The following is a 21,644-nucleotide window of genomic DNA, read 5'->3' on the forward strand; positions in this document are numbered from 1 at the left end:
TCGCCGAGGGGCCCGGGCCAGTTGGCCGCGTAGGAGGCCCAGCCCGGCCCCGACCAGCGACGCCATCTCAGGACCGAAGGTGCTGCTGGCACGGGGACCTCCTGCCGGGCCGCTGGGGATGGCTGGCGAGCGGAGCGACCCTGTCTCACCGCTCGCCGGGTGAGCGCAGCGGTGCGGGCGCTACGGGGGCACCCGCACCGCTGGCTGTCAGTAGCTGGCGATCGCCTGGTGCTTGGTGAGGTGGGGGCCGTAGTACAGGCGGCGCACCGAGCCGTTGTCGGTGGTGATCAGGCAGGTGAAGATCCGCGGGGTGCCTCCGGCGACCTGCTCACGGTCGTTGAGGTCACGACGCATCGTGAAGTCGGGGGAGAACCCGGGGACGGGGTTGCCCGCCTGTCCGGTGAGCTGGACGACGTCGTCGGTGTCGAGCGCACGGTTGCTGGCCCTGATGACCCGGATGGCCTGCTCCTTGTTGGTCGTCGCCGGGAACGGGTGCGGGTTGGCCGTGTGACCGAGGGCGTACTCGGTGATGTTCGCGGTGATCTCGTCGGCGAGCGCGAGGGCGGCGAGCCGGTCGGCGCGCGGCAGCCGGCGGTTGCTCTCGATGGGGGCGCTCTGGGTGTTCAGCATGGTGATGCCCGCGTTGAGGTCGCGGACCATCCGGCCTTCGACGAGCCTGCGGAACCGCGGGTTCTGGTGCCGACGCGCGGCCCCCGGGTTCGTCGACGCCGAGGGCGGGAGGACGAGCACCATCGCGACGGGCACGAGCAGCCGGAGGGTGGTCGCCCAGCGGCCGTAGCTGACAGCGGGCCGGTTCTTGAGGGCGCCGGTCTCGCCGAGGTAGCCGGCGGCCGGGCCGGTGGGGACGCGCAGCCGGCCGAGGATGGCGTAGAAGCTCGCGCTGCTGATGCCGGCCAGCTTCCCGCCGGTCGTGCCGGGCACGTTCGTGGTGACGATGAACTCGGACCCGTCGGCGAGGCGGAGCTGGCTGGGCGTCACGGGCACGCCGTGGATGGTGACGGTGTGCGGGTGCAGGTGGGGCGCGGACATGGGACCTCCTCGTGGTCTCGGGAATGCCGCGCTCCACTTCTAAGGGGCTCGCCGGACAGCGGACGGATCGTTCCGCAGCTCACATCGAATGCGACTTCCCTCATTCGAATGAGCTCTGATGGGGAATGGCGCCTGGCAGTCCCTATGGCAGAGGGGCACGAACTTCCGCGGAGATCGAGATCGGTACCTGCGCCGCGTTGTGCATTCGGCACATTAGGGAACCGCGACTCCCGAGCGGACAGATGACACTCGCGCCGGAATCCACGGGTGCTCATTGCGCGCCCGCATAGCGACCGGACCGTCACCCGCATGGGTGAGATTCACGAGAACGTCATCGGTCGCGGCACCTCGCTGGAGATGAGCCTCCGCGCGATCCTCAAGGACGCGGATCCATCGGTGCGCGACGCCTTCATCGGCGCCGTCGCCATGTCGTCGGAGGGGTCCGGGCAGGGTTCTGCCCGGGAGGCGCCCGCCGTCGTGGTTCAGCTGGTCGTCGTACGGACCGCCGCGCCGGTAGAAGCCTGAGCTGCGCCTTCGTCGTGACGAAGGGCAAGTTCGTGGAGCCTCCCGAGGCTGCGAGCCATCTCGTATGGAGCCGGGCTCACGAGCCGATCACTGAGATGAATGCCGTCTGTCGGGGCGCCTGCACTGTCCGCCGCGAAGGAAAGTTCGCGACGAGGAGCAACGATGACGACAGCCACTGCGTCGGCGCGAGGAGCGTCGGTGATGCTGTGGAACAAGGTGCCGGTGCCGGTCGGCGTAGCCGAGTGGGCGGTGGTGCGCATCTCCGACCCAGAGGCGCGCGAGGAGCTGGCCAACCTCAAGAAGACGCTGACGTACCAGTCCGCCGGGACACGCATCGGCACGGCGCTGGCCAGGCTCGGCCCGGACATTACCGAGGACACGACCGAGGGTCACCGGGATCGGCTCATCGCCGGCCTGGAGACGGTGACGTACGCCGATCTGGATCCTCGCGCGCCTCGCCACGTGGTCGCCTACGCGGGTGTCGTGGCCGGCGTGCTGGTCACGCTGATTCCCGCCAGCGCGGTGGAGAACGACCTGCCGGCGTTCGACGGCGATCGCACGGGGGCGCCGCGCAACGGCGCGACGGCGTTCCTGCTGGAAGGGATCAACACGCTTCCAGCGCTGCGGGTCATCGCCACGCCGAAGGTGAACCGACTGGTCCGCAACCTGGGCCTCGGCATGCAGGTTCTCGACGCTATGCGGCACCGCGACGTCGAGCTGTTGGCCGAGGGAATCAGCCGCGATCTCACCGACCCGTCGTCCTGGCTGCTGACCACGATCGACGCCACGACGAAGGGTGACGGCAACGCCGTCCAGTTCAAGCAGGACGTGCTCGCCGGCCGGATCAACCGACTCGACGCCGGCGACGTTGGCCACTCCAAGCGCGACTTCAACTACCACGCCTGCCCGCCCGGCTACGGGCCCGTCTGGCGGGACACCCCGGACGGCGGCCGTCTGCCGGACAAGGGGTCGATCACCGTCGTCGAGCACCTGATTCCGATGGTCGCCCTGCTGTGGCGCCAGTTCGCCGCCGGGCTGACCTACCGGCAGATCGGCGAGACCCCTGGACTCGCCGGGTGGCCGCTGCGGGACGGGTCCGGCCGAACCCTCGGCGACCTGCCGGCGCAGCGCAGGATCAACATCGTCCGACAGATGTTGACGCCGGCGTACGCCCGGCTGCACCGCACCGGGCTGCTGGACGTGGAGCGCTCGACCAGCGCGCCGATCAAGGACGCCGCGGGACGGAAGCTGACGCGCCGCCCTGATGGCCGCAGGGCGACCACGATCACCATGCGCCTGCCCGTGCCGTACGTCGACGGATCGCCGTGGGGCATCCCCACTGACGTGTGGCAGGGCGTGGACAAGCAGCACGCGCGCCGCAACGCCGAGATCCCGGCGGACCGCGGCGGCCAGTGGAGCACCCAGCTCATGCACCTGTCCCCGATGTGGCACAAGGGCGGGCGGTGGTGGCGGTTTGTGCACGAGCACACGACGCTGCAGCTGCGGTACATGCCCGGTCCGGCAGACCAGCCGCCCGTCTGGGACAACCAGCGCAGCAAGCTCGCCGCGTCGACGAACATGCGGCACGCGTTCAACCTGCTGGGCCACGCCTTCCTGGAGGCGCTGGCCGGCAGTGCCGCGCGCAGCCGGCCGCTCACGGCGGTGGCCGGCACCGAGCCGGCACAGGTCCGCGAGCTGCGGGCCGCACTGTCCCGGGCGCGAGCGCGGCAGTCGGCCGCCGGGGAGAAGGCGGCCCGCGCGAAGGACCTGGCGCAGCTCGCGATGGACGGCAACGCGCCGGCCGCCGCCGCCGAGCACCTGCGCGACCAGCAGCTGTCGCTCGAGCACGCCGCGGAAGCGCAAACCCAGATCGCGCAGTTCGAGGCGGACCTTGCGGTCGCGGCCGCAGCGCCGCCGCAGGACGAGGCCGACCTGCGCACCCCGATCGGTGTGGCGACCGCGCTCATGCACTGGAACGGCGAGCCGGACGCGGAGCTGCGGCGCGCGGTCGCCGGCCTTCGGCTCGTGGAAGGGCTGAGCGGCCGCTACGACACGACGACCGGCTGCATCCTGGCCCGCACCGTCGCGCGCATCGCGTTGACCGACGGCACGGAGGCCGACCTGCCGGTCAAGTTCGAATGGCCGAACACGTCCAACGTGCGGCCCGCCGGTGTGGAGGCGGCCGGCATGGTCGCGGCCTGGGCGCGCGGCGCGACGGTCGAGAAGCTGGCCGCGAAGCATGCCCGGACGGCGGCGTGGGTCCGGGCGACGATGGTGGCCTGGTTCGCCGAGCGTGGGATCGACACCATGAGCACCGCCCTGCTGGACAACCCGGTGCTGGTCACGCGGCAGACGGTCGTCGCCGCGGTCGCACCGAGGGTCGTGCCCATGCCGCGGGGCCTGACCGCGGCGACGATCGCCGTGCTCACCGCGCCGTACCTCCACGACGCGGCCGGCGCCTGGAAGGCGTGGACGGGGTGCGTGCACGCACCGGACCGCCGGCTCGTCGCCGTCCTGCGCGTGGCCGGCGGCGCTGCGGACGTCGCCCCGCTGCAGGTGGCCGCTGACGCCGACCCGGCGCGGCTGGCGAAACCGTTCGGCCGCCGACCGGCGATCTGCATGGCTCCTGCCACCGCGCGTCGCGCGCTGCGCCGATGCCCGCACGAGGGCTGCGCTGGGCTCCTCACCCATGTGCTGTACGTGCCGGAGACCGCCGCGTACGGCGTCATCTGTCCGACCTGCCTGCGGCTGCCGGATCCGGCGCTCGCCGACGCGCCGCTCCCCGGGGATTACCTCGTGAAGTGGGAGCGGGAAGCGACCGCCGACGGCCTGCGCACGCGGCGGGCGACCGCCGCGGAGCTGCGGCTCGCCGACGTCGGGATAGCCCGGCTGGCCGGTGATCTGCTGCGCGGTCCGGCCGCTGCGCAACTGCTGCAGGTGACAGTGGGCACCGTCGGGGATCTGCACCGGCGGGGAGAGCTGCCGTCGGTCACGGTCGCCGGGGCCACGATGTACGAGCGGGCAACGGTCATCGCGCTGGCGCAGAAGCGCGCCGTCGGGCATCGCGGCGGGATCAAGGACGGTCTGATGTCGCCGGCTCAGGTCGCGCGCCGGCTGGGTGTCCCGGAGTGGCGCGTCCGGGAGTACTGCGATCAGGGGCTGCTCGCCTACAAGCGGGTCCCGCGCCCCTCGCGTGAGGATCGCCGGCTGCACCCGTCGGTCGTGGCCGCCTTCGTCCCGGCCGCCGGCGATCTCATCGAGGCCATGCCGATCCCCGAGGTGGTGCGACGGAGCGGCCGCTCTCGCAGCTTCGTCGAGAAGGAGATCGACCGGGGTCATCTCGCGACCGTGCGCACCAGCACGGGCGACCCTCGGGTGCTGCCCGCGGCCTTCGATGCCTGGATCAAGAGCGTGCCGCGGACGCGGGTCGCTGCCGCTGTGCCGGCGACGGGCGCCGGAGTCATCAACGGTGAGTGCGGCCGCATGAGCGTCTCCGCGGCCGCTGCGGTCCTCGGGCTGTCCGCCAAGCAGGTACGGCTACTCGCAGCGTCGGGTGTGCTCGACGACCACCGAGGCGACGGCACCGGTTGGCGCTGGTTCGATGCGGCAGCCGTGCATGCGCTCGCCGAGGCGAGGCAGGCCGGACAGGCAGCCGCGGACACCTGACGCTGCTCGTGGGACAACTGGCGGCAGCGGTCGCATGAGTCGGGTGGCCGCGCGGCGCGAGCCTGCGTCACCACCACAGCGACGGCAGGCTCGGTCTGACCGTGAGGTTGTGCGCTGCCGGTGGCTACAAGACCTCCTGGTATGGAACTACGCGCTCTCGGCTGGCGCGGCGCGGCGGGGCCGCGCCTTCGCGCCGGGTCGGCGGCGGGCGTTGTAGGCCTGGGTGACCGCGTCGACGTCGAGGCCGTCGTCGAGGGCCTGACGGGCGATGTGCAGGGCGCGCGCGCTGAGCCCCTGGTATACGACGTTGCCGTTTCGGTTGCGTCGGATGAAGTAGGCCCGGTCGTCGTCCTTGAGCTCGAGGTGCTCTACGATCGCCAGTCCCTGCTGGCGGCCGAGGCCGAGGCGTTCGCCGAAGGAGGTCAGCTTGATGCTGAACTCGTCGAACGGGTTGGACTGGCGGTAGGCGAGCGCGGTCGCGTCCTCGCCGGCGTGGGCGCGGCGGACGGGGACGGCGTCCGGGGCCTTCCCGACCTGCAGCACGATCTCGCTGGCGTCCGGGTGCGGGCGGTTGCGGACGCTCAGGGTGGTGAGCCCGGGCAGGACGGTGCGCCAGTCATTCCCGGCGCGCAGGGCCCGCTCAGCGCGGGCGACCTCCCGGTCGGTGGGAGGGTCGCTGCGGCCGGTGGCGCTGCCGTCGAGGGCGAGCAGAGGGCGGAGGCGGGCGGCCGCCTCATCCCGGCGCCGCCGCCCGGGCTGCAGGAGCTGCCGGACGGCCTCGACCTCCTGGTCGAGGAGCTGGCCGAGGTCCTCGGGCGGCGCTGCGCTGACCGGCAGGACGCGGCCGGGCAGCGCGGCCTCCTCGACGCCGAGGACGTCGCGGGAGAGCCGCTGGAAGATGGTGACCGCGGAGCGCATGTGCACCCACAGCAACTCCTCGGCCATGACGATCACGTCGTGGGTGGCGGCGTCCCGGTCCTGCTTGAGGGAGCGCAGGACGACCCGCTCGTCGGGTCGCAAGACGGTGAGGTCGTCGGCGGCGATGTCGATGCACCGGCCGAGGCTGAGCGAGTCCTCCGAGCCGGGTTCCCGCACGGTGCCGCGCGCCTGGAAGATGATCCCCTTCAGCAACATCTCGAAGCTGTGCGCGGCCATCATGACGACGGCGTGGTCGCGCGCGACCGGGCTGGGCCGGTTGAACAGTTCCACGGCCAGGGTCATGGACTCGACCGCGGCCGCCCGGAACATCGCCGCCCGTCTGCGTAGCCGCACCGCTCCCCGCTCCCCCGTGTGTCCGGCCTCGTGCTGCGGGCCGGTGGCCGACCTTACGAGCCGTTCAGCGGCTGGTCGCCGAGGGTGCGGGCACGCGAGCCGGGCGGCCGGGCCCGTCGGCCCCTGGACGGGAGTTGACCGTCGGGGCGAGGTCGCACGCCTGGTGGGCTTCGGAGGGCTCGGAGTTCGGCAGCAGGGGGTGACGCCCGTCCGTTTCGAACGAGCGAGCCGCGCTGTTCGTGCGGGTCACCGGCCGCATCATCAGCGAGAACCGCGTCGCCCAGCAGTGAACCCGAGAGGAAGCCCGTGACGACCAGCTCCGCGGGAGCGGCCGACCACGCCCAGATCGACGACTACTGGCAGTGGCGCGACGCGCTGCTGCGGCACCCCGACGGCCGAGCGGCCGGAGGCGAACCGTGCGTCAAGTGCGGGCAACCGGTGCCGGCGAACGCCTTCTGGAAGTACCGCGACCGGCACGTCTGCAGCGACCGGTGCAACACCAAGCTCGGTCGGCAGCTCAACCGGCTGATCGACAAGGGCGCCGACCTGCCCATCCCCCGGCCCGCGCCGATGCCGGACCCGCGGCAGGACCCGTCCCCGCGGGTGTTCGCCACCCTCCCGACGCCGGCGGACAACGGCCTGCGCTACGAGTTCGACGGATTCAGCCCGCGCTCCGGCGATGTGGTGGAGCGCGACGGCGAGGTCACCGTCTACGAGTGGGTGCGCCCGGAGGAGCTGCCGCGCGTTCCTGAGCACGCCCCCACGGCTTCTTCCTCGCACAGCACACCTCCGGCCACCACCTCGTGCAGACCGCCTCGGTCGACGGCCGGGGGTCCGGCCTCATCGGTGAGTTCGACCCCTCCGGCCACCACCTCGTGCAGACCGCCTCGGTCGACGGGAAGACGCTGCACTGGACGCACGAGCTCATCAGCGACGTGACGCCCGAGGGCCGGGAGTTCCGCTGGGAGGCGGTGGTCTGCGTTCCGGTGGCCGCCCGACATCCCATCACCCTCTGGACCGCCGCGCGGACCGCTCTGTCCGAGGAGCGGCGCCGCACCTCGTCGTCGACCGCCCGGCACGCCCGCCGGGTCCGCCTCGAAGGCGCGACCGTTGAGCGCTTCGACCCCATCAAGGTGTTCGAGCGGGACGGCTGGCACTGCCGGCTCTGCGGTGGCCCGGTGGACCGGGACCTGCGCTGGCCGGACCCCGCGTCGGCGAGCCTCGACCACGTCGTGCCGCTCGTCGTGGGCGGCGCGCACAGCCGCGACAACACCCAGCTCGCGCACTGGCTCTGCAACGTGCAGAAGGGCGCCCGGACAGAGGACCCCGATGACCGCCCGCTGCGCTGAGCGGACCGCGAAGGCGGAGCCGCGCCGCTGCCGTTGAAGTCGTCCCACAACCTGTGGGACGACTTCGCCGACGGCGACTGCTACCGGGCCAGTCCGTCGGCGGCGTGAGCAAGGTCGGGGTAGCCGGCGTGCGCGGACCAGCACTCCGTGGCGCCGCCGTGCGGCAGCAGCTCCGACGGGAACGACACCGCGGCCGCGGGCAGGTAGCGCTCGAGGACGTGCCGCTCGAGGACCAGCGCGGTGGCCCGGTCGCGGACTTGCACGGTGTGGAGCACGACGCCCCCGGCGCGCCGGTGAGCGTTGAGCCGACCGTCGTCGGCGCAGTGAGTGATGCCGACCTTGTAGACGCCGACGTCGCCGAGGTAGGGGAAGTGCACGAGGTAGACCCGGTGCGGGGCGTCGGGGTCCAGCCGGGCGCCGTCGCAGCGCAGGCACGGCGGGGTGCCCGAGCAGATGGCCGTCCACGCCACCGCCCGGGGAGCGCCGCAGCGCCGGCAGACGGCCTGCAGCGGTCGGCCGGGGTCCCCGTCGAACTCGTCGAGCAACTGCAGGCCCAGCGCCTCGAAACGAGCGGCGACCGTCGCGGTCGTCGGCCGGAACCGGGCGGTGTTGCAGTGGTGACAGGGCAGCCAGGACAGCCGCACCCCTTCGGAGAAGCCCCGCAGGGTGTCGACCTGGGCGCCGCCGCACTCGATGCACTCGACGTTGACCGGGTCGCTGCGGTGGGCGTCGCCCAGCGGCTGCAGCGGCCGCAGGCCGGCGGCGGCGAACAGCTGCTCCTGCCGGGCCACCGGCCAGTCGCCGGACCACCCGGAGTGCCAGGACCAGCCGCCGTGCTTGCACATCTGGCAGACCCAGCCGCCGCGCCGGAGCATCGCCAGCGACACGTCCACGACCGCGCCGCACGGGTTGTGCCGGGTGCGGAACCGGTCCCGCGGCCCGTCGCCGAGCCGGACCACCGTTGCGTCGCAGGCCTGCACCAGGCCCGTCAGGCAGGCGTCGCAGAACCCCATGCCGCGGTTGCGCCGCGGCCACCGCGACCCGTTCCCGCAGCCCGGAGTGCTGCACGCCCCGTTGCTGCTCGTCACCGCCGCGTCCCCACGTTTCCTCACCGGGGCACGCTACGGCTGCTCCTGCCCGCCGCCGGCGCACCCGCGGTCATGCCGCAACGCCGCAGTGCCGCAACGGCGGCAGTGGCACCGGGTCAGTCCCACCAGAACCCCACGCAGGCGGTGTCGGGCGGTAGCGCCCCGCTCAGCAGGTCGATGCCGGTTCCGGTCCACGAGGGCTGCCGGGCCGTCCACGACGTCCAGGCCTCGGCGACCGCTGCGGTCAGGGCGTCGGCGGCCTCCGCGGTCGCCGGCCACTCGGCGGCCATCCGGCGGGCCAGGATGCGGGCCGGTTCCGGGGGCAGCTGCACCCCGTCGAAGCGGACGTAGGCCCGGCCGGGCGCGAGCCCGCCGACCAGCTGCCCGCCGAGGAGGCCGGCCTGTCGGACGAGCCAGGACATGGGCGGCTGTGCCCCGTTGCAGCGTGCGGTGACCTGGTCCGGTGTCAGCAGGCGTAGGGCCTGCTCGCCGACGGCCGACGGCACCCCGACGAGCCGGCCGATCTGCTCGAACTCCGGGTCGGCGTAGGGCGCCAGCAGCGTGACCAGCGCCTGCGCGCGCCCGTTCAGCGGGTGCCCTGCCGGCGGCGCCGGCGGGCGGTGCCGTCGAGGTCGTCGGTCATCGCGCGGATCGAGTCGGCGCTGGGGTTCGTGTAGACCTCCAGCGATCGGAGCGACTCGTGCCGCGACTTCGCGCGGATGGCGGCGACGGAGTAGCCGTCCTCGACGGCGTGCGACATGCCCGCATGGCGCAGCCGGTGCAGGGTCCACGGCGGGCCGTCCGGGTCGAGCCGCCGCCCGGCCTCGGCGAAGATCCGCTCGGTCTGCCGATAGGACAGCCGGGCCCGGCCGGTGTGCGGGTCGACGTTGGCCGCGGGCATCGGCTTCGTCGGCCGGCGGGAGGCGAGGAACAGTGGGCCGCCGGTCCGGTCGCCGATGACGCGGGGCAGCAGTCGGGCGGTGCCGGTGGCCCACCACACCGTCTCCACGTCGCTGCCCTTGCCGTGCACCCGCGCCTCGCGGCGGACGGTGTCGAGGTCCTCGATGTCGATGCCGAGGAGCTCCTCGGCCCGCGCCCATGTCTCGTAGGCCATCCGCCAGAACAGCCGGTCGCGGCCGGCGACGCCGTCGAGGGTCCACAGCGCGGCGATGAGGTCGCGGCTGATCGGCCGCTCACGGCGCTCGTCCTCGCTGCGCCGGCGGACCTTGCGCGCCTCGACCAGCGCGGCCGGGTTGGCGGCGAGGTAGCCGCGCTCGACGCACCAGCCGAAGAAGCTCAGCAGCGCCGCCCGGTGCCGGTTGTAGGTGGTCGCCGCGGCGTCGGCCCAGCGCTCGAGCAGCTCGTCCTCGAGCTGCTCGGTGGTCATCGCGGCGATGTCGGCGTCGGCGCCGACGACCTCGGTGAGCGCGGCCAGGGTGCGGCCGTAGGCCAGCCGGGTGGGCGGCTCGAACGCGTCCCGGCGCAGGAACCGGCGGGACGCGTCGGCCAGCGTCACCGGGCCGGCGGCGCGGTGCAGGCGGGTCACGGCGGTCATCGGGTCACTGCTCCTGGTCGTCGCGGTCGGCGTCCGGCTCGTCGTCGCGGCGACTGGGGGCGTCCCCTCCGCGCAACGAAGGCCCCACGCAGCGCCGGCAGCTGTCCTCGTCCCCGGGGTCGAAGGACTGCGGAAGAAGGACCTTGACCGTGGTGCCGCACAGGGCGGTGGCGTAGCCCCACCCGTCGAGGAACTCCGGCTCTCGCAGCATCCGGCCGTCCTGCGGCGGGATGGGGACGGCGTGCACCGGGCCGAGGTCGGCTGGCAGGACCTTGTCCAGGGCGTGGTCGACGGGGTCGCGCTGCACGTCGTAGCGGGTCAGGCCGCAGCGGTACGTCCGGCGGTACTCCTCCACGGCCACAGCTTGGACGGTAGAGCAGGCCACCGACAGGAACATGGCGAGGAATGTGCAGGCAGTGGCCCCGGCCAGCGTTGCGGGGCGGCGTCCCGGAAGGTCGTCACCGACTGCTCTCATGCTGGCCGTGATGATCCGCATGGCCGACGGCTCCCAACGCCTCATCCGCGACATCCGCGTCCTCGACGAGGTCGCGACAGCGGAAGGCCGCACAGGCACCGTCACCCACGTCATGGCCCGGCGGCACACCGGAGCACTGATCAGGATCGTCGCCTGGGGGCACTCGCACCTCCGGTGCGCCCCGGACCGCCCGGTGCTCACCCGTCGCGGCTTCGTCGCGGCGGGAGATCTCACCGACGACGACTGGATCGCGCTGCCCCGCTACATCCCCGCCCGAGCGGACAGCATCGAGCCCGGTGCCCTGGTCAACCTCATGGAGCTGCGGGCCCCCACCCGAGGCGCGCGCACGGTCACCCACTACGGCAAGACCGGTGCAGTCGACTCCGTTGTCGAGGCCCTGCCCCCGCGCCTGCCCATGACTGCGGCCCTGGGGCGCCTCCTCGGCCTCTACGCCGCGGAGGGGAACACGACCGCGAACAAGGTGGTGTGGACCTACGGCGCACACGAGCGGGACACGCTCGCCCCGGAGACGGTGGCACTCATCAAGGAGGCGCTGGGGGCCGAGGGGCGTGCTCAGCCGCGGCCCAACGGCGTCGTGAACGTCGTCCTGTACGGCAAGGCGTGGCGACTGCTGTTCGAGCGGCTCGTCCCGGGGACCACCAAGCGGGGCGACAAGCACCTGTCCGAGCACGTCACCGCGGGCGACGCCGCGTTCCTCGCCGGCGTGCTGGGCGGTTGGTACGACGGAGATGGATACGTGCGGGTCCGCGGCAACGTCGCCAGCCGGGACGGCATCACCGTCTCCGCCCGACTGGCGCTGGACATGCACGCCATCGCCGTAGGTCTCGGCCGGCGGCCGGCCATCGTCGGCTCGGAGCCGTCGGTCAACCGGCACGCCGCAACCCGCCAGTACCGCTGGAACGTGACGCTGCCGTCGGAGCGCAAGGAGGAGTCGCGCGAGGGGTACTGCCGATGCGGATGTGGAGAGCGGGTCACCGCAGGCCTTCGGGCCGTGCGGAACCCCCTCAAGCAGCAGTACATCTCCGGGCACCACCTGCGGGACTACCGGAGCGCTCAGGACGAGTCCTACCTGTGGCGGAAGGTCCGCGAGGTCGTCGAGGAGCCCTGCGAGGGCGGCTACGTGTTCGACCTCGAGGTCGAGGGCGACCACTCCTACATCGACGAGGGCATCGCCGTTCAGGACGGGGCCGGCGGCGACGATGGCAGATAACGACCAGTTCCCTGACGCTACGGCCCCGGCGATCCCGCCGGCGCCCGCTCGGACCGACGCCGGCCGCGCACCCCACCCCTACGCGTTATCTGCCATACGGACCGGAGCCCTCGCCGCCCGCCCGACGAGCCCGGCCGTCCGACGTCAGACGAGACCGGTGATGGTGATGCCGACGCGGCTCGCCGCGGCGCAGACGGCGTCAAGCCCGGCGCCGGCCCCGAGCGTCAGAGGCACCTTCGGGGCGAGCGCCAGGTCGCTGACGCTGACCCGATCGCCGAAGAGGACCAGCGCCTGGCTGGTGTTGCGCTGCCGGGAGACCCACAGCAGCCCGTCGACGCGGTGCGGGTGGGCGTGCAGGGCCCGGGCCCACGCCGCGGTCTCCGGGTAGGAGGGGGCGCCGCAGGTGGTGAGCTCCTGGGGTTCCATCTCGAGCCGGCGCAGGCCGTCGCTGGTCAGGTCGACGAGGGTGAGGTCCCGGGTCGGGATGAGGACGGTGACCAGGCGGTGCAGCAGCTTGGCGTGCGGCACGCGCCGGACCCCGCGGATCGGCACGTCGTGGAACACCGTCTCGAACACGGCGCCGTCGAAGTCGTTGGCGCCGTAGAGCACCGGCAGGGGCTCCGTGGCGCCGTCCGGGATGAACGGCGAGAAGCGGCTGCGGCGGGTGTCATCGCCGGCGTAGAAGTCCCACGGACGCCAGTCGACCTCGTAGCAGCGGTGGAACTCCTTGCCGGCCTCCCAGGTTGTCAGGAGCGGGTCGAGGCTGTCCGGGGCGCCCGGCGCCGGCACGACGACCGGCGCCGGAACCCGTGACGGCGGCCGCGCAGGAGAACTCACCCCGGTCAGGCGAGGAGCTCGCCCGCAAGCGCAGACGCGGCGCGGACAACCAGCTCCGGATCGCTGTCGAGCACGTCGACGGGACGCAGCTCGCCACCCAGCCAGTCACTGCTGCTGGTGAACCAGAGCGCCAGTTCCCAGCTGGTCAGCCGCTCGCCGATGGCCGCGAGGATCTCGGCGATGACAGGCAACGGGCGACCGTTCTTCCCGAACTGGAAGCCCGGGAAGCGCTGCGACCCCGCGTCATCGACCGTGAACACCTTCCCCTCGGTGCGCCAGCGATTGGCCAGGGCGGCCGGGTTGCTCGCGGTGGAGCCGGCGAGCTTGGCGACATCGCCGCTGGACAGCAGCCCGAACTCGTCGGCCAGCTGGGCGCGCGCCTCGGCGTTGCGCTGCACCTGCTCGAGCACCGCGGGGGACGAGTTGGTGTAGCTCTTGGCCGGCAGCAGTGCCTGCAGGACCCGCTCAAGGGTGCCGCGCTCACGGCCCAGCACGGACTTAGCGGCGGTGATGAGGTCGACGAGCTCCGCCGCCTCGGTCGCATCGCTTGCGGCCACCGCCACGACCAACTGGTCTTTCTGGCGGGGGGCGACCTTCAGGTGCAGGCAGTCCTTCGCCACCTTCGCGGCCGTCGCGCCCTTGAGGGTCGCGATGCCTGGGGTGGTCGGCGCGCTCATGTACTCGATTGTGAGCAGGATGAGAGCAGGTGTCAACCATCATTGTCATCACGCAGGGTTCCTTGCGGGGCGACAAGGGGTCCTGCGCGACGATCAGGCCGCCTCGTCGTCGTCCGGCGGCCGCGGGCTCCCCATGTCGTCCGCTGCCCGCGCTCGCCGGCGTGCCGCCTCAGCACGCAGATCCGCGAGCCGGGCCTCGGCCGCGTGAGTGGCCAGCTCTCGACCGTCGAGGCGATAGGCGGCGGCTTCGGCAGCGCTAAGCAGGTCGGGGCGGAGCTCCGCGACACGGTCGAGGACCGCGGCGGTGACCGCGTGGATCGGCTCCGTGGGGCGGACGGTCACGTCGGCGACGGTGATGGGTGCCAGGGGCGCCTCGCGGACCCGGATGACGGTGTACCCGGCCTCGGTTAGCCGCGCGGTCTTGGCCCGGTCCCCGGCCTCCTTCTTCTCACCGGCATGCCAGTAGACGCCGTCGTACTCGACGACCAGGCGACGTCCGTGGTCGAGGACGTCCACGTGCTGCGCCCGGCGACCCGGCAGTTCGACGCGGTGGTCGTCGACATCGAGACCAGGGAGCACTGCGGCAAGCTCGGCGGCCAGCCGGACCTCCCGGGCCGAGACAGCGACCAGCGCGCAGGCCGGGCACCCGCTTCCGGCGATGCGACTGGAGCCGACGGCCTGCCAGCGGTGGTCGGCCGCGACCAGGCAGGCCCACCACAGCTTCGCGTTGGTGCCGGCGACCACCTGGTCGGGGGTGCGCCCGCCGTTGGCCTGCACGTCGAACTGCGCGGCCAGCTCCGGGTAGTTGAGCAGGTTGTTGGTCACCGAGACCTGACGGCCCGCGCACGCCGGGCAGCCAATCCCGCGGCGCACCCGGTTGTCCCCCGTCGCTCGCCACCGGTGGTCGTCGGCGACCGGGCAGCGCCACCACAGGCGCTCGGTGGTGCCGGCGACGATCTGGTCGGGAGTGCGCCCGCCGTTGGCCTCGACGTCGAACTGCGCGACCAGCTCCGGATACCGGGCCAGCGAGTTGGTCACCGACAGCTGCTGGCCAGCGCACGCCGGACAGCCAGCCCCCAAGTGCACACGATTGCTGCCCGAGGCGACCCAGCGGTGGTCAGGGCCCTTCGCGCAGCGCCACCACAGGCGCTTGCTCGTGGTCGCGACCACCTGCTCGGGTGTGCACCCGTTGGCCTGCACGTCGAACTGCGCGGCCAGCTCCGGATACCGGGCCAGGCTGTTGGTCACCGACACCCGCTTGCCGGCGCACGCCGGGCAGCCCGTTCCCTCAAGTCGCTCTCCGCCGCTGGCCCGCCACCGGTGGTCGTCGGCGACCGGGCAGCGCCACCACAGGCGCTCAGCGGTGCCGGCGACGATCTGGTCGGGAGTCCGCCCGCCGTTGGCCTGCACATCGAACTGCGCAGCCAGCACCGGGTGGCGGGCCAGGCTGTTGGTGACCGACACCTGCCGGCCGGCGCACGCCGGGCAGCCTCGGGCCCTCGAGCCGACGCGGCTGTTGCCGGCCGCGACCCAGCGGTGGTCGTCGGCGACCGGGCAGCGCCACCACAGGCGCTCGTTGGTGCCCGCGATGATCTGGTCGGGAGTCCGCCCACCGTTGCCCTGGATGTCGAACTGCGCGGCCAGCTCGGGGTGGCGGGCCAGGCTGTTGGTCACCGACACCTGCCGGCCCGCGCAGGCCGGGCAGCCGCGACCACGCAGCCGGTCTCCGCCGCTGGCCCGCCACCGGTGGTCGTCGGCGACCGGGCAGCGCCACCACAGGCGCTCGTTGGTGCCCGCGATGATCTGGTCGGGAGTCCGCCCACCGTTGCCCTGGATGTCGAACTGCGCGGCCAGCTCGGGGTGGCGGGCCAGGCTGTTGGTCACCGACACCTGCCGGCCCGCGCAGGCCGGGCAGCCGCGACCACGCAGCCGGTCTCCGCCGCTGGCCCGCCACCGGTGGTCGTCGGCGACCGGGCAGCGCCACCACAGGCGCTCGTTGGTGCCCGCGATGATCTGGTCGGGAGTGCGCCCGCCGTTGGCCTGCACGTCGAACTGCGCGGCCAGCTCCAGATGCCGGGCCAGGCTGTTGGTCACCGACACCCGCTTGCCGGCACAGGCGGGGCAGCCGGTGCCGGCAAGGCGGTCCGCGCCGGTTGCCTGCCAGTGATGGTCCGGGCCCTCCGCGCAGGTCCACCACAGCCGCCGGTGAGTGCCGGCCACTACCTGCTCGGGTGTGCACCCGTTGGCCTGCACGTCGAACTGCGCGGCCAGCTCCGGATACCGGGCCAGGCTGTTGGTCACCGACACCCGCTTGCTGGCGCACGCCGGGCACCCGGCGCCCGCGACTCGGTCCTCGCCCTTTGCCTGCCAGCGGTGGTCGTCGCCGACCGGACACGTCCACCACAGCTTCGCGTGGGTGCCGGCAACGATCTGGTCGGGAGTCCGCTCGCCGTTGGCCTGCACGTCGAACTGCGCGACGAGCTCCGGGAAGTTGAGCAGGTTGTTGGTCACCGACGGCTGCTGGCCGGCGCACGCCGGGCATCCGGTGCCGGCGACTCGGTCCGCGCCCTTCGCCTGCCAGCGGTGATCGTCGGCGACCGGGCAACGCCACCACAGACGCTTGCCTGTGGTCGCGACCACCAGATCCGGGGTGCGCCCGCCGTTGGCCCCGAGGTCGAACTGCACGGCCAGCTCCGGGTAGTTGAGCAGGTTGTTCGTCACCGACACCTGACGGCCCGCGCACGCCGGGCAGCCGCTACCCAACCGGACGCGGTTGCTGCCGGAGGCCGCCCAGCGGTGGTCCGGGGCGACCGAGCAGGTCCACCACAGCTTGTCGGGGGTGCTGGCCTTCACCTCATGGGGCGGGCGACCGTTGCGTACGACGTCGAACTGAGCAGCCAAGATCGGGTGATCGGCAACGGTGCCGTACTTGGAGCTGCGCCGGCTCGTCACGGGGCGTGACCGTACGGCGCAGTCACGACGATCCGCCAACCTGCCGAGCGCGACCGGCCGCTGTACGGCGCCGGATGACGTTCAGGGCAGTGCCGCGAGGTTGTTAGTCAAGGCTGAGGCAGTCCGGACCCGTGCGCGGCGATCACGCCCATGCACTGTCCGAGGGACGGCGTAGCGTCTCCATCGTGATCATGAAAGCCCGGAAGAATGCCCGCGGCGCCGACCGGGACGGTGGATCAGGAGCAGGAGGAGCGCCCAGGATTGGCTCCGCTGGGGAATCGCCCAGTGACGCACCGCCAACTCCCCCCTTGCCCACCCAGCACCAGGCGGTCCCCGCCGACGGCCCCCCGGCCTATGGGACGAGCTCGGCGAGCAGCCGGCGGACGCGGGCGTCGAGGTCGTCGACGATGCGCCGCACCGTGGCGAGGTCCTGGCCCTTCGGGTCGGTGACCTCCCAGTCCTCGTACCGCGTGCCCGGGACGTACGGGCAGGCCTCGCCGCACCCGAGCGTCACCACGACGTCGGCGGCCTCGACCAGGCCGCGCTCGAGCCTGGTCGGGGTGTGGTCGGTCACCGGCAGGCCGCGCTCGGCGAGCACCCGGGCGACGACCGGGTTGACCGCCGGGCCGGGCTCGGAGCCGGCGGAGCGGACGTCGACGCGGTCGCCGGCGTGGTGCCGCAGCAGGGCCGCGGCGGCGACGCTGCGGCCGCTGTTGTGCACGCAGCTGAACAGCACGGACGGCGTGGCCGGCGCCGGGTCCATCGCGCTCACCGGGGCGCCAGGGCGTTGCGCAGCGACTCGAGCGCCGCCGGGATGACGGCGTACCAGACGTTGCGGCCCCGCTTCTCGCTGGTGGCCAGCCCGCTCTCGACCAGGATCCGCAGGTGGTGGCTGACCGTGCCCTGGGTGCGGCCGACCGGCTCGGTCAGGTCGCACACGCAGACCGCCCCGTCCTCCGCGGTGGCCAGCAGTGACAGCAGTCGCAGCCGGACCGGGTCGGCCAGGGCGGCGAACTGCCTGGCCAGGACCTCCGCGCCCGGCGCGGACAGCACCTCGGCGGACAGCGGCGCGCAGCAGGCCGCCACCTCGGGTTGGTCGAGCACCGTCAGCTCGCGCACGGTCATCGGGTCGATCTCCTCGTCGTCGACGGTCGCCTGTCGCAAACCCATTGACATCTGTCGATGATAGCGGCACCTTCATCCATCGACGTCTGTGAATGGTTCCGTGTTCGTCCGCCCTGGAGGTCACCGTGTCCCGCATCCAGCTCGCGCTCAACGTCGACGACGTCGAGGCCGCCACCGCCTTCTACAGCAGGCTGTTCGGCGCCGGGCCGGCCAAGACCCGGCCCGGCTACGCGAACTTCGCGATCACCGACCCGCCGCTGAAGCTGGTGCTGCTGGAGAACCCGGGCACCGGTGGCACGTTGAACCACCTGGGCATCGAGGTGGCCGACGTCGACGTGGTCGACGCCGAGCGGACCCGCCTCGCCGCAGCCGGCCTCGCCTCGACCGAGGAGCGTGACTCCACCTGCTGCTACGCGGAGCAGACCAAGTTCTGGGTGCAGGACACCCCCGGCGGCGAGCGGTGGGAGGTCTACACCGTGCTCGCGGACAGCCCCACGTTCTCCGGCGACGCGCCGGCCTGCTGCACCCCTGCCGCGACGGCGGAGAGCCTGGAGCCGGCCGCCTGCTGCTGAACGCCGACGACAGCGGCCCCCGGGATGCCCCGGGGGCCGCTGTCGGGTGCGGGTCCGCCGCTCAGGCGCCGGCGGGCACCGCGGGCCGGCGGAGGGCCGCCACGGCGGCCGCGGGCAGGGGGCGGGACAGCAGGTAGCCCTGCGCCTGGTCGCAGGCCTGGTCGCGGAGCCACGCCACCTGCTCCTCCTCCTCCACGCCCTCGGCGACCACGGTGAGCCCGAAGGTGTGGGCGGCGCGGATCATGAGGGCCACGAGCTCCGGGTGCCCGGGCTGCGTCGAGGCGACGAAGCTGCGGTCGATCTTGAGCGTGTCCACCGGCATGTTCCCCAGCTGGCCGATCGAGGTGTAGCCGGTGCCGAAGTCGTCGATGGCGATCGTGGTGCCCAGCTCCCGCAGCGCGGCCAGGTGGGTGAACGCGACGGGGTCGTTGACCAGCACGGTCTCGGTGACCTCCAGCACGAGCAGCCGGGGCGGGAGGCCCGACGCCGCGAGGGCGTCCGTGACGTCGGCGAGGATGCGCCGGTCGGCCAGGTGGCGGCCGGAGACGTTCACCGCGACGGTCGGCTCGGGCTCGCCGGGCTCCACCGGGTCGGCTGCCCGCCACTCCGCCAGCTGGCGGGTCGCCTCGTGCAGGACCCACCGGTCGAGGTCGCAGATCAGGCTGCTCTCCTCGGCCACGGGGACGAAGTCGCCGGGCGGCACCGTCCCCACCCCCGGGCGCTCCCAGCGCACCAGCGCCTCGTAGCCCTCGAGCCGGCCGGCGGCGAGGTCGAGCACGGGCTGGTAGTGCAGCGTCATCTCGCCGGCGGCCAGGCCGGCGACGATCGCGGCCTCCATCTCCGACCGGGCACTGAGCTGCAGGCGCAGCGCCTCGTCGAACAGCTCCGCCCGCCCCCGGCCGCGGTGCTTGGCGCGGTACGCGGCGGTGTCGGCCTCGGCGATGAGCGCGTCGGCGTCGGTGTCCGCGTCCCTGCACACGGCGATGCCGATGCTGGCGCCGATCCGCACCGCGGAGCCGTCAGCGGTCATCGGCTCGCTGACCGCCGCGATCAGCCGCTCCGCCAGGCCGAGCAGGTCGCGCTCGGACCCGGCCTCCTCGACGAGGACGACGAACTCGTCCCCACCGAGCCGGCAGACGACGTCCCCCGGACGGACGGCGTCGCGCAGCCGGCGCGCGACCTCCTGCAGCACGTCGTCGCCGGCCGCGTGGCCGTGCCCGTCGTTGACCGCCTTGAAGCCGTCGAGGTCGACGAACAGCAGCCCGGTCGGGTGCCCGGTGCGCCGGCCGCGGTGCAGCGCGGCGGTGACCAGGGACAGCGCCTGCGCGCGGTTGGGCAGCTCGGTGAGGGGGTCGTGCGCGGCCTGGTGGGCGAGCGCGGACTGCAGGGTGTCCCGCTGGCGGAGGGTGTCGACGAGCTGCTCGACCGACGCGTGCAGCAGCTGGCCCAGCGGCCCGGGGAGGGGCTCGTCGAGGACGGGGTGGGCGAGGTCGCCGCGGGCGATGGCCCTGGCCTGGTGCTGGATGCGCCGCAGCCCGGCGACCGCCGAGGCCAGCGCGCGGGAGACGGTGCGCGCCTCGCGGGGGCCCACGCTCGGCACGTCCACCAGGCGGCCCTGGGAGACGTGCTCGGCGCGGTCGGCGAGCAGGCTCAGGGCGCCGGAGATGCTGCGGCCGACCCACAGGGCGCCGAGCAGCGAGACCAGCACCAGCCCGGCGGCGATCCCCAGGACGAGGTCGCGGTGGTCGGTGGCCCGGGCGCGGTCGGCGGCGGCCAGGTCCTGGGCGCGCTCGGCGGCGCTGTCCAGGAGGTCGGTGAGGGCGGCGTCGCGGGCCGAGGTCCCGATCACCAGCCGGACCAGGTCCGCGAGCGGCAGCGCGGTCGCGGCGGCGTCCCCGGCCTGCGCAGCCAGCACGCCGTCGACGCTGGTGACCGCCGGGGAGGTGCTGACCGCCTGCCACTCCTCGCGCAGGGAGTCCTGGCTGAGCCGGCCCATCACCTGCTGGGCGGCGGTGTAGGCGGCCCAGTCGGCCTGCCAGTCCTGCCGGAAGTCGCCCGACCGGCCCCAGTCGAGCTGCGCGCCGAAGAAGGTCGGCATCTGTCCGATGGCCGCCGTGACCAGCTCGCCCACCAGCTGCACGTCCCGGGTGGCCGCCAGCGTGGCGGCGGGCAGCTCCTCCGACGCGGCCGCGCCGACCGCCTCGCGCTGCGCGGTGCCGAGGTCGTCGAGGAGAGCCAGGTAGCGGTCGTAGAGGAGGTCCACGCGCAGGTCGTGCGCGTCCACGAGGGCGCGCAGCTCCGCGACGCGCCGCGCGGCGTCGGCCAGCGTCGGCGAGTCGACGGTGCCGGCCGGGGCCAGGGCGTCGTCGGTGGCCGCCCGGCTCTGCTCGATCATGGCCAGGGTCATCGTCCGCTGGGTGGCGAGCTGCCCGACGGGCACGCCGAGCTCGGTCGCGCTGGCCGGGTCGTCGATCACCGTGAGGGCGAGCGACGGGATCATCTCGTGCGCCACCCCGCTGCGCGCGGCGTCCAGCCGGGCGACGGTGCCCACGGCCGCCGCGGCGCGCGCGGCGCTGCCGGACTCGACGACGGCGGACCGGACCATCACCGTGGTCAGGCCGGCGACGCCGAGCAGGGGGACGAGGACGAGGGCGGTGAGGTAGAGCCACAGGGGAGCGCCGTCCCGGGCGGCGCGCTCCCCAGGTGGGCGGGTGGCACTCATGGGGAACGGGATCGACCGGATCGCCGCGGTGGTTGACCCGCTGCTCACCCGTCCGGGTGACCCGCGGCGACCCCGGGACACCGGGGCCGCCGCGGTGGGGTCACGCCGTGCCGGCGGTCTCCTGGATGAAGGCGGCCGAGTCGTAGTAGGTGCGGACACCGGTGAGGGGGCCGTCGTCGGAGCCGTCGCCCTCGATGACGGTCACGCCGCGGTAGCGGAAGGGCTTGCCGCTGCGCAGGGTGCCCGTCGACTCCCACTCCAGCGCGGCGGTCCGCTCGCCGACGGCGCTGCCGGTGAACGTCGTCTCCAGCTCGCCGAAGACGTGGCGGTAGTCCTCCCAGAACCGCTTGGCGCCGTCGGGCCCGCGCGTCTCGTGGTCCTGGTTGAGCTTCATTAGCTGGGCGTCCGCGCCCGTGAGGTCGACCATCGGCTGCGCGTCGCCGGTGGCGTCGAGGTGGTGCAGGGCGTCGGTGAAGCGCTCGGTGAGCGTGTGCACGGGGGTCCTCCCGGGAGGTCGTCTGCGGTCCCCGCAGGGCTACCCGCGCCGG

18 protein-coding genes are annotated in these 21,644 nt (G+C 73.4%); 5 read left to right on the top strand and 13 right to left on the bottom strand.

Features of this window, described 5'->3' with window-relative positions; genetic code table 11:
• Window positions 1–207: 207 nt before the first annotated feature.
• Window positions 208–1,050: a hypothetical protein gene (locus tag BLQ97_RS20250; RefSeq protein ID WP_091368227.1), complete on the bottom strand. Its 843-nt coding sequence runs from the start codon at window positions 1,048–1,050 to the stop codon at window positions 208–210.
• Between the two features lie 309 nt (window positions 1,051–1,359).
• On the opposite strand from BLQ97_RS20250, the gene BLQ97_RS20255 reads away from it, so the two are divergent.
• The gene (locus tag BLQ97_RS20255; protein ID WP_139173769.1) at window positions 1,360–1,575 is read left to right on the top strand and encodes a hypothetical protein; all 216 of its coding nucleotides are present in this window, start codon (window positions 1,360–1,362) and stop codon (window positions 1,573–1,575) included.
• Between the two features lie 198 nt (window positions 1,576–1,773).
• A complete protein-coding gene (locus BLQ97_RS20260; RefSeq protein WP_091368230.1) occupies window positions 1,774–5,241 on the top strand; it encodes a hypothetical protein in 3,468 nt (1,155 codons plus the stop codon).
• 147 nt (window positions 5,242–5,388) lie between these two features.
• Here BLQ97_RS20260 and BLQ97_RS20265 read toward each other — a convergent pair whose 3' ends face one another.
• A complete protein-coding gene (locus BLQ97_RS20265) occupies window positions 5,389–6,513 on the bottom strand; it encodes a DUF3644 domain-containing protein (protein ID WP_217637293.1) in 1,125 nt (374 codons plus the stop codon).
• Between the two features lie 803 nt (window positions 6,514–7,316).
• Between BLQ97_RS20265 and BLQ97_RS20270 the strand changes: the two genes are divergently transcribed.
• The gene (locus BLQ97_RS20270) at window positions 7,317–7,862 is read left to right on the top strand and encodes an HNH endonuclease (RefSeq protein WP_091368232.1); all 546 of its coding nucleotides are present in this window, start codon (window positions 7,317–7,319) and stop codon (window positions 7,860–7,862) included.
• A gap of 80 nt (window positions 7,863–7,942) precedes the next feature.
• Here BLQ97_RS20270 and BLQ97_RS20275 read toward each other — a convergent pair whose 3' ends face one another.
• The 4 genes from BLQ97_RS20275 to BLQ97_RS20290 all read right to left on the bottom strand — a co-directional run bounded on the left by BLQ97_RS20275 (window position 7,943) and on the right by BLQ97_RS20290 (window position 10,866).
• Window positions 7,943–8,974, bottom strand: a complete 1,032-nt coding sequence (locus BLQ97_RS20275; protein ID WP_139173771.1) for a hypothetical protein — start codon at window positions 8,972–8,974, stop codon at window positions 7,943–7,945.
• Between the two features lie 92 nt (window positions 8,975–9,066).
• Window positions 9,067–9,372 (bottom strand): hypothetical protein, encoded by a 306-nt coding sequence (locus tag BLQ97_RS20280; RefSeq protein ID WP_139173772.1) that lies wholly within the window; start codon window positions 9,370–9,372, stop codon window positions 9,067–9,069.
• Between the two features lie 164 nt (window positions 9,373–9,536).
• Entirely contained in the window at window positions 9,537–10,505 is a 969-nt protein-coding gene (locus BLQ97_RS20285; RefSeq protein WP_091368236.1) for a tyrosine-type recombinase/integrase, read from the bottom strand.
• Window positions 10,506–10,509: 4 nt separating this feature from the next.
• Window positions 10,510–10,866 (bottom strand): hypothetical protein, encoded by a 357-nt coding sequence (locus BLQ97_RS20290; protein WP_091368238.1) that lies wholly within the window; start codon window positions 10,864–10,866, stop codon window positions 10,510–10,512.
• 112 nt (window positions 10,867–10,978) lie between these two features.
• Here BLQ97_RS20290 and BLQ97_RS20295 point away from each other — a divergent pair, with 112 nt between their 5' ends.
• Complete coding sequence (locus BLQ97_RS20295; RefSeq protein ID WP_175471842.1) at window positions 10,979–12,211, top strand: hypothetical protein; 1,233 nt, start codon at window positions 10,979–10,981, stop codon at window positions 12,209–12,211.
• Window positions 12,212–12,355: 144 nt separating this feature from the next.
• Here BLQ97_RS20295 and BLQ97_RS20300 read toward each other — a convergent pair whose 3' ends face one another.
• The 5 genes from BLQ97_RS20300 to BLQ97_RS20320 all read right to left on the bottom strand — a co-directional run bounded on the left by BLQ97_RS20300 (window position 12,356) and on the right by BLQ97_RS20320 (window position 17,847).
• Window positions 12,356–13,048, bottom strand: coding sequence for an RES family NAD+ phosphorylase (locus BLQ97_RS20300; protein ID WP_175471843.1), 693 nt, complete (start codon window positions 13,046–13,048; stop codon window positions 12,356–12,358).
• 5 nt (window positions 13,049–13,053) lie between these two features.
• Window positions 13,054–13,725, bottom strand: a complete 672-nt coding sequence (locus BLQ97_RS20305) for a hypothetical protein (RefSeq protein ID WP_139173773.1) — start codon at window positions 13,723–13,725, stop codon at window positions 13,054–13,056.
• A 93-nt stretch (window positions 13,726–13,818) separates the two neighbouring features.
• Window positions 13,819–16,677 carry a zinc-ribbon domain-containing protein gene (locus BLQ97_RS20310; protein ID WP_175471844.1) on the bottom strand — a complete coding sequence of 953 codons (2,859 nt, stop codon included), beginning with the start codon at window positions 16,675–16,677 and terminating at the stop codon, window positions 13,819–13,821.
• A 352-nt stretch (window positions 16,678–17,029) separates the two neighbouring features.
• The gene (locus tag BLQ97_RS20315) at window positions 17,030–17,440 is read right to left on the bottom strand and encodes an arsenate-mycothiol transferase ArsC (RefSeq protein WP_091368247.1); all 411 of its coding nucleotides are present in this window, start codon (window positions 17,438–17,440) and stop codon (window positions 17,030–17,032) included.
• A gap of 5 nt (window positions 17,441–17,445) precedes the next feature.
• A complete protein-coding gene (locus BLQ97_RS20320; RefSeq protein ID WP_245692531.1) occupies window positions 17,446–17,847 on the bottom strand; it encodes an ArsR/SmtB family transcription factor in 402 nt (133 codons plus the stop codon).
• 80 nt (window positions 17,848–17,927) lie between these two features.
• Between BLQ97_RS20320 and BLQ97_RS20325 the strand changes: the two genes are divergently transcribed.
• Window positions 17,928–18,374, top strand: a complete 447-nt coding sequence (locus BLQ97_RS20325; RefSeq protein ID WP_091368248.1) for an ArsI/CadI family heavy metal resistance metalloenzyme — start codon at window positions 17,928–17,930, stop codon at window positions 18,372–18,374.
• A 61-nt stretch (window positions 18,375–18,435) separates the two neighbouring features.
• Here the strand turns inward: BLQ97_RS20325 and BLQ97_RS23495 are convergent, their stop codons facing one another.
• Window positions 18,436–21,096 carry a putative bifunctional diguanylate cyclase/phosphodiesterase gene (locus tag BLQ97_RS23495; RefSeq protein ID WP_091368250.1) on the bottom strand — a complete coding sequence of 887 codons (2,661 nt, stop codon included), beginning with the start codon at window positions 21,094–21,096 and terminating at the stop codon, window positions 18,436–18,438.
• Window positions 21,097–21,196: 100 nt separating this feature from the next.
• Window positions 21,197–21,592, bottom strand: coding sequence for a nuclear transport factor 2 family protein (locus BLQ97_RS20335; protein ID WP_091368252.1), 396 nt, complete (start codon window positions 21,590–21,592; stop codon window positions 21,197–21,199).
• Between the last annotated feature and the right edge of the window lie 52 nt (window positions 21,593–21,644).

The organism is Geodermatophilus telluris, from assembly GCF_900102745.1.
GTDB lineage: Bacteria > Actinomycetota > Actinomycetes > Mycobacteriales > Geodermatophilaceae > Geodermatophilus > Geodermatophilus telluris.